A 14,336-nucleotide genomic window follows, 5' to 3' on the forward strand; every position below is an offset into this window, starting at 1 on the left:
CCATCATGAGCACGCTCCCCAAGGTCGCCTGGATCGGTCTCGGCATCATGGGCTCCCCCATGTCCGAGAACCTGATCAAGGCCGGATACCAGGTCACCGGCTTCACGCTGGAGCAGGAGAAGCTGGACCGCCTGTCCGCCGCCGGCGGCACCGCGGCCGGCTCGATCGCCGAGGCCGTGCGCGACGCCGACGTGATCGTCACCATGGTGCCGGCGTCGCCGCAGGTCGAGGCCATCGCCTACGGCCCCGACGGCATCCTGGAGAACGCGAAGTCCGGCGCGCTGCTGGTCGACATGTCCTCGATCACCCCGCAGACCTCCGTCGACCTCGCGAAGGCCGCCGAGAACAAGGGCATCCGCGTCCTGGACGCCCCCGTCTCCGGTGGCGAGGCCGGCGCGATCGAGGCCGTGCTGTCCATCATGGTCGGCGGTGAGCAGGCCGACTTCGACGAGGCCAAGCCGCTGCTCGAGGCGCTCGGCAAGACCATCGTGCTGTGCGGTCCGCACGGCTCGGGCCAGACGGTGAAGGCCGCCAACCAGCTGATCGTCGCGGTGAACATCCAGGCGTGCGCCGAGGCCGTGGTCTTCCTGGAGAAGTCCGGCGTGGACCTGAAGGCCGCCCTGGACGTCCTCAACGGCGGTCTGGCCGGCTCGACGGTGCTGACGCGGAAGAAGGACAACTTCCTCGGCCGCGACTTCAAGCCGGGCTTCCGCATCGACCTGCACCACAAGGACATGGGCATCGTCACCGACGCCGCCCGCAACGTGGGCGCCGCGCTGCCGGTGGGCGCCGTGGTGGCCCAGCTGGTCGCGTCGCTGCGCGCCCAGGGCGACGGCGGCCTGGACCACTCCGCCCTGCTGCGGGCCGTGGAGCGCCTGTCCGGCTCCCAGGTCTGACCGTCGCAGCACCCTCATGGCCTCCGGGCGGCGCCGCCGCTGACACCTGTCCTGTCGCGCCCGAGCGGCGGCGCCGCCCGGAACCCACTTCAACAAACTGTTGACGTGCCACTGTCCCAAATCTAGGCTCCACGAAGCGGAAACCTGTTTCCATAAACCGTTCCACTGAACGGTTCCGCTGAACCCTCGTCTGCAAGGCCACGGAAGGTCCACGATGTCGCAGCGCGTGCTCACCACCGAGTCCGGCGCCCCGGTCGCCGACAACCAGAACTCCGCTTCCGCCGGCATCGGCGGCCCCCTCCTGATCCAGGACCAGCACCTCATCGAGAAGCTCGCCCGCTTCAACCGCGAGCGCATCCCGGAGCGCGTGGTGCACGCCCGCGGCTCCGGCGCCTACGGCCGCTTCGAGGTGACCGACGACGTCACCGACTACACGCACGCCGACTTCCTGAACACGGTCGGCAAGCGCACCGAGGTCTTCCTGCGCTTCTCCACCGTGGCCGACTCCCTCGGCGGCGCGGACGCGGTCCGCGACCCCCGCGGCTTCGCGGTGAAGTTCTACACCGAGGAGGGCAACTACGACCTCGTCGGCAACAACACCCCAGTGTTCTTCATCAAGGACCCGATCAAGTTCCCCGACTTCATCCACTCGCAGAAGCGCGACCCGTTCACGGGCCGTCAGGAGCCGGACAACGTCTTCGACTTCTGGGCGCACTCCCCCGAGGCCACGCACCAGATCACCTGGCTGATGGGCGACCGCGGCATCCCGGCGTCGTACCGCCACATGGACGGCTTCGGCTCGCACACCTACCAGTGGACGAACGCCAAGGGCGAGTCCTTCTTCGTCAAGTACCACTTCAAGACCGACCAGGGCATCCGCTGCCTGACCGCCGACGAGGCCGCGAAGCTGGCCGGCGAGGACCCGACCTCGCACCAGACGGACCTGGTGCAGGCGATCGAGCGGGGCGTGTACCCGTCCTGGACGCTGCACGTCCAGCTGATGCCGGTGGCCGAGGCGGCGAACTACCGCTTCAACCCGTTCGACGTGACCAAGGTGTGGCCGCACGCCGACTACCCGCTCAAGCGGGTGGGCCGCCTGGTCCTCGACCGCAACCCGGACAACGTCTTCGCGGAGGTCGAGCAGGCCGCGTTCTCCCCGAACAACTTCGTCCCGGGCATCGGCCCCTCCCCCGACAAGATGCTCCAGGGCCGCCTGTTCGCCTACGCGGACGCGCACCGCTACCGCCTGGGCGTCAACCACACCCAGCTCGCGGTGAACGCCCCGAAGGCCGTGCCCGGCGGCGCCGCCAACTACGGCCGCGACGGCCTGATGGCGTCCAACCCCCAGGGCCGGTACGCCAAGAACTACGAGCCGAACTCCTACGACGGCCCGGCCGAGACCGGCCGCCCGCTCGCGGCCCCGCTGCCCGTGTCCGGCCACACCGGCACCCACGAGGCGCCGCTGCACACCAAGGACGACCACTTCGTGCAGGCCGGCGCGCTGTACCGGCTGATGAGCGAGGACGAGAAGCAGCGCCTGGTGGCGAACATCGCCGGCGGCCTGTCCCAGGTCTCCCGCAACGACGTCGTGGAGAAGAACCTCGCGCACTTCCACGCGGCCGACCCGGACTACGGCAAGCGCGTGGAGGAGGCGGTCCGCGCCCTGCGCGAGGACTGATCGACAAGCTCGCGCACGGAACCCGGCGGGGAGGCCGGGGCCGTGTGCGCGGCCCGCGCAGGCACCGAAGCGGCCCGGATGAGGGGTGACCGCCAGGTGCCGGCGCGGGCAGGGCGAGGACCGCGGCGGCCAGCGAGCCAGTGCGGTGGTGAAGGGCGGGAACGCTTCTCCTACGACCTGAGGGGAGGAGCCGTTCCGGCCCGTCGCACCGCCGCGGTCCCGGCCAACCCCGCCTCTCGTGACCGAGAGGCCCCGCACACTCCGTCCGGCGGCGCGAACGACCTGTCGCGCCCAGCCTCGCGCCGCCGGACGGGTTCCACGTGAAGATCCCCTCACCGGAGGAACGCCTCACCGAGAACCTTCACCGGCCGGGAAGCGCCGGATGCGGACGGTCCCGCATCCGGCGCTTCCCGGCGTTCACCGGGTGCGGATTGCCCCTGCGCGCAGCAGCCTGGAGGCATGGCAACGGCACACCCACCCGAGCACCCGCACATCGTCGTCCACTCCCCCGCCCTGGACGGCTCCCGCCGGGTCACCTCCGGCGACGAGACCCTGGGCGTCGCCTCGCACATCGACGACGTCGCCGAACTGCTGCGCCTGGCCGACCTCTACGTCACCGACGTCGAGGACAGCGACCTGGTCGAGTGGCAGGGCGGCGGCCCGGAGGACTGGCCGGGGCTGCACGAGCACCACGAGCACCACGAGCACCACGAGCACCGCGGTGGCTGAGCGGGCGTAGGAGTCCCCCGCAGCGGGCACAACCCCGGCACGGCACGGGGCGCACGGGGGTGGGGTCGTGGACGGTGGCACGGAGATCGGGTGGGAGCCGCACCAGATAGCTCTGCTGGGAGGCGGACCGCCGGCCGCCGTCACGGTGGCGCTGGTCGCCCTGCACCTGCTGGGCGCCGTCGAGAACGGGCCGCGCAGGACGCTGTGCGCGGCAGGACCCGAGCCGGAGGGCCTGGGCCCGTTCGAGGGGACGGTGCTCGACTGCCTGCACGAACCGCTCACCGCTCGCGAACTGGTCCGGCACCCGGACGTGCGTCTGGCCCTGGCCCTGACCCGCATCCCGCTCGCGGAGGAAGGGCTGCTGGGCCGCCCGTGGCTGAGACCGACCCGCAGCGCACGCCGGCGCGTGGAGTTCTGGCGGGAGCGGCACCCCCTGCCTGCGGTCCGACACGGGCTGACGGACGAGGACACACTGCTCGCGGTCGCCCTGCACGGCGATGCCGCGCTGCGCCTGCTCCTGCCCCGCTTCGCCCTGCGGACCGGGCTGACGGCCCCGGGCGCACCGGCCGACGGCGTCCGCTTCTCCTTGGGCCGCGGCGGGTTCCTGAGGTGGCGCGACGCGTACGAGGACTCGGTCTCGGGCGACTGGGGCGGCGCGAGCCACGGGGATCACGCGGGCGGCTGCGGCTCCGGGGGCGGCGGCGGTGGCGGCCCGGACTGAGTGCGCGCACGCGAGAGCGGCCCGCCCCTCGGGGGACGGGCCGCTCTCGGTTCTCCGGGGTCCGAAGGGGTCAGGCCTTCAGGGGCTTGATCGCGGTCGGGGCGTGGCCCGGCTCGGTCGCCAGCTCCTCGAACTCCATGACGTTGGAGATGTCGTTCGTGCCCGACATGGAGATGTTGGTGACGCGCTCCAGGATCGCCTCGACGACGACCGGCACCCGGTGCTCGGCGGCCAGCTTCTTGGCCTGCTCCAGGGCCGTGCCCAGCTCGTTCGGGTCGGTCACCCGGATCGCCTTGCAGCCCAGCCCCTCGGCGACCTTGACGTGGTCGACGCCGTAGACGCCCAGTTCGGGCGAGTTGACGTTCTCGAACTCCAGGTTGACCTGGAAGTCGATGTCGAAGGCCCGCTGCGCCTGGCGGATCAGGCCCAGGTACGAGTTGTTGACCAGGACGTGGACGTAGGGGATCTTGTGCTGCGCGCCGACGGCCAGCTCCTCCAGCATGAACTGGAAGTCGTAGTCGCCGGAGAGCGCCACGACCTGGGCGTCCGGGTCGGCCTTGGCGACGCCGAGGGCGGCCGGGACGGTCCAGCCGAGTGGTCCTGCCTGGCCGCAGTTGATCCAGTGCCGCGGGCGGTAGACGTGCAGCATCTGGGCGCCGGCGATCTGGGAGAGGCCGATGGTGGAGACGTACCGGGTCTCCGGGCCGAAGGCCTTGTTCATCTCCTCGTAGACGCGCTGCGGCTTGATCGGGATGTCGTCGAAGTGCGTACGGCGCTGGAGGGTGGCCTTGCGCTCCTGCGCGGAGGCGGCCCACGCGGAGCGGTCGGGCAGCTTCCCGGCCGCCTTCAGCTCGCGCGCGACCTCGACGAACAGCTCCAGGGCGGCCTTCGCGTCGGAGGCGATGCCGTAGTCCGGGGCGAAGATCTTGCCGATCTGGGTCGGCTCGACGTCGACGTGGACGAACTTCCGGCCGGCCGTGTAGACGTCCAGCTTGCCGGTGTGGCGGTTGGCCCAGCGGTTGCCGATGCCGAGGACGAAGTCCGACTCGAGGAAGGTCGCGTTGCCGTAGCGGTGCGAGGTCTGCAGGCCGACCATGCCGGCGTTCAGCTCGTGGTCGTCGGGGACGATGCCCCAGCCCATCAGGGTCGGCACGACGGGGGTGCCGGTCAGCTCGGCGAACTCCACCAGCAGGTCGGCCGCGTCGGCGTTGATGACACCGCCGCCGGCCACGATCAGCGGGCGCTCGGACGCGTTGAGCAGGCCGATCGCCTTCTCGATCTGGGCGCGGGTGGCGGCGGGCCGGTAGACCGGGAGCGGCTCGTAGGTCTCCGGGTCGAACTCGATCTCGGTGGTCTGGACGTCGATGGGCAGGTCGATCAGGACCGGACCGGGGCGGCCGGAGCGCATCAGGTGGAACGCCTGCTGGAAGACGCCGGGGACCTGCGCGGCCTCCAGGACGGTGACCGCCATCTTGGTCACCGGCTTGGCGATGGAGGCGATGTCGACGGCCTGGAAGTCTTCCTTGTGGATCACCGCGGTCGGCGCCTGGCCGGTGATGCACAGGATCGGGATCGAGTCGCCGGTCGCCGAGTACAGGCCGGTGATCATGTCGGTGCCGGCCGGGCCCGAGGTACCGATGCAGACGCCGATGTTCCCGGGGTGGGTGCGGGTGTAGCCCTCGGCCATGTGCGAGGCGCCCTCGACGTGGCGGGCGAGGGTGTGCTGGACACCGCCGGACGCCTTGAGCGCCGCGTAGAAGGGGTTGATCGCCGCGCCCGGCACACCGAACGCGTCGGTGACGCCCTCGCGCTTGAGAATCTCAACTGCCGCTCGGGCAGCGGTCATACGAGCCATCGAGTACTCCTGCTCCGGCTGTCGGATTCACACTCCCGTCGCGCCCCGCGGTGAGCTTCTTCCGTAGCAACTTCCGTATAGCGAAATTTGTTTTCTACGATCTGGAAGTAATGTAAGTGGGCAGCCGGGGGCCGTCAAGAGAGGACGATGGGGGTCATGTCCGAGACCATCTCGGTGTGCTGCACCGCCTGCGGGCGCCGGCACCGCTACACGGCACCGTCGTACCCCTGCGCCTGCGGGGCGCCCGTGGCCCCGGAGCTGGACCCGCGCGGGGCCGTGACCGCGGTCACCCACCGGACGTGGGACGAGGAGTGGGTCGGGGTGCGCTGCGCGGCCTGCGGGGCACAGAGCCGGTGGCCGCGGCCGGAGCTGGGCTGCCCCTGTGGGACGGTGCTGTGCGTGCCGGTGGACCCGGCGGCGACGGGCCGGGCCGGGCGCACCCCCGGTTCACGGGTCCCGGCGCACCGGGCCGTCCCGATCCGCACCGCCCGCGACGCGGTCACCGCGGCCGTGCTCTACCTGCGCGGTCTGGGCCACCGGGACGTGCGCCGCGCCGACCAGCGGCCCCTGTCCGGCATCGGGCTGGCCGCGCCCGGCATCGTCGTCCAGGTGGATCCCACGGCGGGCGCGGCCTCGGTGCGGGACGTGGAGTGCCTGTGGCTGACGGCCATGGCGGAGTCGGCGCGGGGTGTCTACTTCTCGCTCGCCGGGTACGCCGAGGACGCCCGCGCCCGCGCCGACCTGCTGGACGTCCCGCTCTTCGTGCTGGACCCGACCGGAATGCCGCGTCCGGTCAACGCGCCGGCCGTGGCGCTGGACGCCACGGCCGGCTGACCCGACGGGCCCGCTACGGGCGGGCGTACCGCTCCCGCAGCTCCACCTTGCGCACCTTCCCCGAGACGGTCATCGGGAAGGAGTCGAGGAGCTGGAGCCGGCTGGGCACCTTGTAGTGCGCGAGCTGCCCGTCGCAGTACGCGCGCAGTTCCTCCAGCGTGAGCGGGTCGCCGGCGTCGCGCGGGACGACGCAGGCCAGCACCTCCTCGCCGTAGCGCTCGTGCGGTACGCCGACGACCTGGACGTCCGCGATCTTCGGGTGGGCGTACAGGAACTCCTCGACCTCGCGCGGGTAGATGTTCTCGCCGCCCCGGATGATCATGTCCTTGATGCGGCCGACGATCTCCACGTACCCGTCCTCGCGCATCACCGCGAGGTCCCCGGTGTGCATCCAGCGGCCGGGGTCGATGGACTCGGCGGTCTTCTCGGGCTCCTCCCAGTAGCCGAGCATCACGCTGTAGCCGCGGGTGCGCAGTTCGCCCGCGTCGCCGCGCGGCAGGGTCACTCCGGTGACCGGGTCGACGACCTTGACCTCGATGTGGGGCAGGACGCGGCCCACGGTGCCGGTGCGGTGTTCGAGGTCGTCGTCCATGCGGGTCTGCAGCGAGACCGGGGAGGTCTCGGTCATCCCGTAGCAGATGGAGACCTGCTCCATGTGCATCTCGGCGACCACCCGCTTCATCACCTCCACCGGGCACGGGGAGCCCGCCATGATGCCGGTGCGCAGGGAGGTGAGGTCGTAGGAGGCGAAGTCCGGGAGGTTCAGCTCCGCGATGAACATGGTCGGGACGCCGTACAGGGACGTGCACCGCTCCCGCTGCACCGCCTCCAGCGTGGCCGCCGGCTCGAAGGACGGGGCGGGGATGACGATGCAGGCCCCGTGGGAGGTGGCGCCGAGATTCCCCATGACCATGCCGAAGCAGTGGTAGAAGGGCACCGGCAGGCACACCCGGTCCTGCTCCGTGTAGCCGACCGTGCGGCCCACCCAGTAGCCGTTGTTGAGGATGTTGTGGTGGGAGAGGGTGGCGCCCTTGGGGAAGCCGGTGGTGCCGGAGGTGTACTGGATGTTGACCGGGTCGTCGCAGCTCAGCTCGGCGGCGAGGGCGTCGGCCCGTTCCCGCGGCACCGACGCGGCGCCCGCGGTGAACTCGTCCCAGGACGGGTCGCCGATGTAGACGGTCTCGCGCAGCGCGGGGCACCGGCCGCGGACCTGGTCCACGATCGCCCGGTAGTCGCTGCTCTTGTGGGCGAGCGAGGCGACGAGCAGGGTGATGCCGGACTGCTTGAGGACGTACTCCAGTTCGTGGGCCCGGTAGGCCGGGTTGACGTTGACCATGATGACGCCGATGCGGGCGGTGGCGTACTGGACCAGGACCCACTCGGGGCAGTTGACCGCCCAGATGCCGACCCGGTCCCCCTTGGTGACGCCCTTGGCGAGCAGGCCCCGGGCCGCCTCGTCGACGGCGGCGCCGAACTCGGCGTAGGTCCAGCGCCGTCCGGAGGGGACGTCGACGAGGGCCTCGCGGTCCGGGTGGGCGGCGATGGCGCGGTCGAGGTTGGCGCCGATGGTGTCGCCGAGGAGCGGGGTGGTGCTGGTGCCGTGGGCGTAGGAGAGGGTGGTGGTCACCGGAAGTCCTCCTCGCGGTACTCGTTCGCGGAGCCGGCCGCCGTGGCCTCGCGCAGTTCGATGCGGCGGATCTTGCCGGAGACGGTCTTGGGCAGCTCGCCGAACTCCAGGCGGCGCAGCCGCTTGTAGGGGGCGAGGGTCTGGCGGGAGTGCTCGAAGAGCACCTTGGCGGTGTCCGGGCCGGGCTCCCACCCGGCCGCCAGCACGATGTACGCCTTCGGCACGGCGAGGCGCAGCTCGTCCGGGGCGGGCACGACCGCGGCCTCGGCGACCGCCTCGTGCTCCAGCAGCGCGCTCTCCAGCTCGAAGGGGCTGATCTTGTAGTCGGAGGCCTTGAACACGTCGTCGGCCCGGCCCACGTAGGTGAGGTAGCCGTCCTCGTCCCGGGCGCCGATGTCACCGGTGCGGTAGTAGCCGCCGGCCATCGCCTCGGCCGTGCGGTCGGGGTCGCCGTGGTAGCCGGTCATCAGGCCCACGGGGCGGTCGGACAGGTCCAGGGCGATCTCGCCCTCGTCGGCGCCGGGCGCGCCGGTGACCGGGTCGATCAGTTCGACGCGGTAGCCGGGGCTGGGGCGGCCCATCGAGCCGGTCTTGAGGACCTGGCCGGGGCTGTTGGAGACCTGGACGGCGGTCTCGGTCTGCCCGAAGCCGTCGCGGATGGTCCGCCCCCACAGGCGCCGGACCTGCTCGATCACCTCGGGGTTGAGCGGCTCACCTGCGGCGACGACCTCGCGCGGCGGCGTGGCGAGCCGGCTGAGGTCGGCCTGGATGAGCATGCGCCACACCGTCGGCGGGGCGCAGAAGGTGGTGACCCCGGCCCGGTCCATCTCGGACATCAGCCGGGTCGCGTCGAACCGCGTGTAGTTGTACAGGAAGACGGTCGCCTCGGCGTTCCACGGCGCGAACAGGTTGGACCAGGCGTGCTTGGCCCAGCCGGGCGAGGAGATGTTCAGGTGCACGTCGCCGGGCCTCAGCCCGATCCAGTACATGGTCGCCAGGTGGCCGACGGGGTACGACACGTGGGTGTGCTCGACCAGCTTGGGGCGGGCGGTGGTGCCGGAGGTGAAGTACAGCATCAGCGGGTCGTCGGCGGCGGTGGGCCCGTCCGGGGTGAAGGCGTCCGGCGCCCCGTACACCTCCCCGTAGGGCCGCCAGCCCGGTCCCGTCGTGCCGTCGCCGACCGCGACGCGCGTGTAGTCGCCGGGCACGTCGTCGAACTTGCCGGTGTCCTCGGCGCGCACGATCACGTGCTTCACCCGGCCGCGGTCGACGCGGTCGCGCAGGTCGGCGGGGCCGAGCAGCGTCGTGGCCGGGATGACGACCGCGCGCAGCTTCATCGCGGCGAGCGCGGTCTCCCACAGCTCCACCTGGTTGCCGAGCATCACGAGGATGCGGTCCTCCGGGCCGACGCCCCACTCGCGCAGGCGGTTCGCCACCCGGTTGGAGCGGGCCGACATCTCGGCGAAGGAGACCCGGACCTCGCGGCCGTCCTCCTCGACGATGTGCAGCGCGGGACGGTCGTTGCCCTCGGCGATGACGTCGAACCAGTCCAGCGCCCAGTTGAAGTTCCCGGGCCGGGGCCACCGGAACCCCTCGTAGGCGGCGGTGTAGTCCTCGCGGTGTTCCAGCAGGAAGTCCCGTGCGCTGCGGAACTGCTCCGTGGCCGTCGTCATCTGTCCTCCTCGGTGCCGGACCTTGCCGGGCGGCTCCGTGTCATCGTCTAATCCGTGATGTGGGTCTCACTACCCCCGAACGGGGGTGTGCGTCCCGGGACCAGCACGGCGGTCGAGAAGGAGGACGGGACGAGTGGCGGTGGACGCGGCCGGGACGGCTCAGATCCGCAGCGCGCTGGTGCGGCTGCGGCGCACGACCGGGCTGCCCGTCGCCTTCGGCGGGCTGGTGGAGTCCGGACGGCGCCAGGTGCGCATCAGCGAGCTGAGCGGCACGGCCACCACCGCGCTCAGCGCCCTGGCGGTGACGGCCGGCAACGGGCTCGGCGGCCGGGCGGTGGCGCTGTCGCGGCCGTGCGCCGTCACCGACTACTCCGTCTCCCGGCAGATCAGCCACGAGTACGACCTGCCCGTCGCCGCCGAGGGCCTGCGCTCGGTCCTCGCGGTGCCGGTGGTCGTACGGCGCCGGGTGCGCGGCGTGCTGTACGGCGCGCTGCGCACGGCCCAGCCGCTGGGCGACCGCACGCTGGGCGCGGCCGTCGCGGCGGCGCGGGACGCGGAGCAGGCGCTGGTGCTGCGGGACGAGGCGGACGAACTGCTGGCGGCGGCCTCGCCCCCGCCGGCTCAGGCGCCCGCGCACGATCCGGCGGGCGGCGCGGCCTGGGAGCAGGTGCGGGAGGCGCACGCGGCGCTGCGCGCGCTGGCCCCGCGGATCGCGGACCCGGCGCTGCGGGACGAACTCCTGCGCGCGTGCGGCCTGCTGGCGGCCGGGGACGGGCCCGCCCCGGGGCCCCGGCTGGCGCCGCGCGAGGTGGACGTGCTGGCCTGCGTGGCCGCGGGCGCGACGAACGGGGCGGTGGCCGAGCGGCTCGGGGTGGGTCCGGAGACCGTCAAGAGCTATCTGCGCTCGGCGATGCGCAAGCTGGGCGCCCGCACCCGCACGGAGGCCGTCGCGGCGGCCCGCCGGACGGGGTGGCTGCCGTAGGACGCGGTGGCCGGCGCGGCGCGCGGGCCGGGGTACGGGCGACCCTGCGCGTCCGGGCCGGCCGGGATTTCCCGCGTGATTGCTTTCGGCGCTTCGGAGTTTTGTTATTCGGCTCACCCGGCCGTCCCTCCGTAATGCAATGCCCCGGTGCCTAATATTGGCCCGGACACGACATACGGAGGGGAGCGGTCACCGTGCCACGGGACTTCGCGGAGGCTGCCGGCCGCCGCTCCGACCTGGTCATCGGGCGGGAGGACTCGTTCGGCGCGGCGCGTGAGCAACTCACCCGGGGCGGCAGTGTGTTGCTGTACGGTCCCGCCGGAATTGGAAAGTCGACGGTCCTGCGCACCCTGGCCGCGGAATACTCCGGCACGGCGCACACCGTGTTGCGCTGCTCGGCCACCGAGTCCGAATCCCACCTCCCCTTCCTCGCCCTCGCCGACCTGCTCGGCACGGTCCTCGACGAGGTCTCCCCCGCCCTGCCCGCCGCGCAGCGCACCGCACTGGAGTCGGCGCTCACCGGCCGCGGCGAGTCCACCCTCCAGCGCGACGGCCTCGCACTGCGCCTGGCCGTCCTGTCCGCGCTGCGCGCCCTCGCCGCCGCGGGTCCGGTTCTCGTCGTCGCCGACGACCTCCAGTGGCTGGATGCGGCCAGCGCGGAACTCCTCGGCTTCGCCGCCCGCCGCCTGGGCGACACGCCGGTACGGCTGCTGTGCGCGGTGCGCACCGAGGGACCGGAGACCGGGGACGCGGAGTACGACCGCCACCTGCGCGCCTCCCCGCCGGACACCCGGGCGGTACGCCTGGGGCCGCTGACCCGCGCCCAGGTGTCGGCGCTGCTCGACGAACGCGGCTACACGGGCCTGCACCGCTCCACCGTCCGCGACATCCACCGCACCAGCGGCGGCAATCCGCTCTTCGCCCTGGAGCTGGGCCGGGCCCTGGCCGAGAGCCCCGCCGCGCCGCGCCCGGGCGAGCCGCTGCCGGTGCCGACCTCGCTGCGCGCCCTGGTCCTGTCCCGCCTGGAGATGCTCTCCGACGAGGCCCGCCGCACCCTCCTGGTGGCCAGCGCCGGCGCCCGCCCCACCCCGGCCCTGCTGCACGCGGCCGGCCGGGAGAACGCCGAGGCGGAGACCGCGCAGGCGGCGGCGCTGGGGCTGCTGGCGCCCGACCCCGAGGGCCCGACCGTGCGGTTCGCGCATCCGCTGATCTCGGCCGCCCTGTACGCCGAGGCCCCGGCGTCGGAACGGCGGGCCGCGCACGCGGCGTTGTCCACGGCGGCCTCCGACCCGATCGAGCGTGCCCGGCACCTGGCGCTGGCCACCACCGGCACCGACCCGCAGGTGGCGGGCCGGCTCGCGGAGGCGGCCGCGTTGGCCCGGGACCGCGGGGCGCCGTCGGTGGCCGCCTCGCTGGGGCTGCTCGCCGCCCGCCACACCCCGGCGGACGGCGACCCCGGCCCGGACGAGCGCCGGCTCACGGCGGCCGAGGACGCCATCACGGCCGGTGAGCCGGACCTCGCCCGGGACATCGCCCGCGAGGTGCTGACCCGGGCCACCGCTGCCGGCGAGCGGGTGCGGGCGTGGATGGTGGTGATCGAGGCGGCCGGACAGGCCCTCGGCGAGGTCGACGCCGTCTTCCCGCAGGCGCTGGCCGACGCGGGTGACGACCCGAGGCTGCTCGCCCTGGTCCACTACCAGCTCGCCTGGCGCTCCCTGGTGGTGCAGGGCGACTTCGCGAAGGGCCGGGAGGACGCCGCGCACGCGGCCCGGCTGGCGGCGCGGGGCGGGGACCGGCGCACCGAGCTGCTGGCGCTCGCGTTCCAGGCGCAGTCGGAGACGCTGATGGGCCACCCGGACGCCGCGGCGACCATCCGGCGGGCGCTCGAGGAGCCGCAGGACCCGCGGGTGGCCTGCCATCACAACGGGGCGGGCTCCTCCCGGTTCCGGTGGCTGGTGATCAACGACCGGCTGGCCGAGGCGCGGACCGCCGTCACCGTGCTGCTGCGCGAGGTGCGTCGGCGCGGCATGGCCGAGAGCGAGGTGCACTACCTGCGTTTCCTCTCGGAGACCGAACTGCATTCCGGCCACTGCGGCCGCGCCCTCGAACTGTCCCGGGAGAGCCTGACCCTGGCGCGCGACGCGGGCATCGGGGAGGGCGCGGGCGTGATGCAGGCAGCGCTCGCCGAGGCAGCGGGCGGCGACCCGGACCGGGCCCTGGAGCTGGCACGGGAGGCGGTGCGGCGGACGGAGGAGGACGGCGACGTCGTCTACCTGTCGCGGGCCCTGGCGGCGCTCGGGCACGCGCACCTGGTGGCGGGCGACGCGGTGGCGGCCGTACGGGCGCTGCGCCGGGTGCGGGAGCTGGAGGCCGGGGCGGGCATCACCGACCCGGCGCGCGGCCGCTGGCAGGGCGACCTCGCGGAGGCGTTGGTGCGCACCGGGCAGCCGGCCGAGGCGATGGACGTCATCGAGGTCACCCGGACGCACGCGCTGCGGCTCGGGCGCGGGAGCGTGCTCGCCGTCCTCGACCGCTCCGAGGCGCTGGTGCGGGCGGCGCGGGGCGAACACCGGGCGGCCGTGACCCGGCTGACGTCGACGCGGGAGCGGCTGGCCGGGCTGGGGTTCGGCCTCGAGGAGGCCCGGGCGGTGTTCGCGCTGGCCGAGTTGCACGCCGAACGTCCGGGACGGGCCCCGGAGCCGGCGTCGTACGACGAGGCGGCACGGCTGTTCCGGCGGTGCCGGGCGCTGCCCTGGCTGCGGCGGGTGGAGGCGGCCGTCGCGGCGCGGGCGGCCGGTCCGGCCCCGGCGCCCGCCGCCGAGCCGGACGGTCTGGCGGGGCTCGCCTCGATGGAACGCCAGGTCGCCGCGCTCGTCATGGAGGGCGCGACCAACCGGGAGATCGCGTCGCGGCTGTTCGTCAGCGTCAAGACGGTCGAGGCGACGCTGACCCGGGTCTACCGCAAGCTGGGGATCCGCTCCCGCGTCGACATCGTCCGGCTGGCGGCGGGCCGGCGCCCCGACTGAGACGAACCGTCCCGGCGGCCGTCGGGTTTACCGGCGGTAAACCGAGGGTTTTCCCTGCCCGCCGCCCCTAGGGGGTTCCCTCATTGGGTGGTCCGGACCGCCGGTTCTAGCGTGAACACGTGCCGCTCGCCCGGGCATACGGGGGTCTGTCCCGAGACCCCCGTCCCGCCCCCCACGCCCGGGCGACCCCCCACCGGCGACCACCCGAGGAGACTCATGTCCGGGCTCACCCGCTCCAGACCGACCGCCGCCACGGCCGTCGTCGGCGCCATGGACACCTGCCGGGGCGAGAGCGGCGGACCCCTGCTTGCCGGG

General features: G+C 73.3%; 10 protein-coding genes. 7 read left to right on the top strand and 3 right to left on the bottom strand.

Annotated features, from left to right (window positions below; all coding sequences use genetic code 11):
- Positions 1–5 precede the first annotated feature (5 nt).
- From NI25_RS08390 to NI25_RS08405, 4 genes are all read left to right on the top strand, one after another.
- Entirely contained in the window at positions 6–896 is an 891-nt protein-coding gene (locus tag NI25_RS08390) for a 2-hydroxy-3-oxopropionate reductase (protein ID WP_061441839.1), read from the top strand.
- Between the two features lie 214 nt (positions 897–1,110).
- A complete protein-coding gene (locus NI25_RS08395; RefSeq protein WP_061441840.1) occupies positions 1,111–2,574 on the top strand; it encodes a catalase in 1,464 nt (487 codons plus the stop codon).
- Positions 2,575–3,033: 459 nt separating this feature from the next.
- The gene (locus NI25_RS08400) at positions 3,034–3,303 is read left to right on the top strand and encodes a hypothetical protein (RefSeq protein WP_061441841.1); all 270 of its coding nucleotides are present in this window, start codon (positions 3,034–3,036) and stop codon (positions 3,301–3,303) included.
- Between the two features lie 67 nt (positions 3,304–3,370).
- A complete protein-coding gene (locus NI25_RS08405; protein ID WP_061441842.1) occupies positions 3,371–4,024 on the top strand; it encodes a TIGR04222 domain-containing membrane protein in 654 nt (217 codons plus the stop codon).
- A 70-nt stretch (positions 4,025–4,094) separates the two neighbouring features.
- Here NI25_RS08405 and gcl read toward each other — a convergent pair whose 3' ends face one another.
- Positions 4,095–5,879 (bottom strand): glyoxylate carboligase, encoded by a 1,785-nt coding sequence (gene gcl / locus NI25_RS08410; protein WP_061441843.1) that lies wholly within the window; start codon positions 5,877–5,879, stop codon positions 4,095–4,097.
- Positions 5,880–6,026: 147 nt separating this feature from the next.
- On the opposite strand from gcl, the gene NI25_RS08415 reads away from it, so the two are divergent.
- Positions 6,027–6,713: a hypothetical protein gene (locus NI25_RS08415; RefSeq protein WP_061441844.1), complete on the top strand. Its 687-nt coding sequence runs from the start codon at positions 6,027–6,029 to the stop codon at positions 6,711–6,713.
- A 13-nt stretch (positions 6,714–6,726) separates the two neighbouring features.
- Here the strand turns inward: NI25_RS08415 and lbuL are convergent, their stop codons facing one another.
- On the bottom strand, positions 6,727–8,340 hold the full coding sequence (gene lbuL, locus NI25_RS08420; RefSeq protein ID WP_061441845.1) for a linear/branched/unsaturated fatty acid:CoA ligase LbuL: 1,614 nt from the start codon (positions 8,338–8,340) through the stop codon (positions 6,727–6,729).
- A complete protein-coding gene (gene ibuL / locus NI25_RS08425) occupies positions 8,337–10,013 on the bottom strand; it encodes an isobutyrate:CoA ligase IbuL (protein WP_061441846.1) in 1,677 nt (558 codons plus the stop codon). Before ibuL ends, lbuL begins: the two co-directional genes overlap by 4 nt.
- 133 nt (positions 10,014–10,146) lie before the next feature.
- Here ibuL and NI25_RS08430 point away from each other — a divergent pair, with 133 nt between their 5' ends.
- Both NI25_RS08430 and NI25_RS08435 read left to right on the top strand, forming a co-directional pair.
- Positions 10,147–10,995 carry a helix-turn-helix transcriptional regulator gene (locus NI25_RS08430; RefSeq protein ID WP_061441847.1) on the top strand — a complete coding sequence of 283 codons (849 nt, stop codon included), beginning with the start codon at positions 10,147–10,149 and terminating at the stop codon, positions 10,993–10,995.
- A 194-nt stretch (positions 10,996–11,189) separates the two neighbouring features.
- Positions 11,190–14,021, top strand: coding sequence for a helix-turn-helix transcriptional regulator (locus tag NI25_RS08435; protein ID WP_107071664.1), 2,832 nt, complete (start codon positions 11,190–11,192; stop codon positions 14,019–14,021).
- Positions 14,022–14,336 lie beyond the last annotated feature (315 nt).

The organism is Streptomyces sp. CCM_MD2014, assembly GCF_000772045.1.
Classification (GTDB): domain Bacteria; phylum Actinomycetota; class Actinomycetes; order Streptomycetales; family Streptomycetaceae; genus Streptomyces; species Streptomyces salinarius.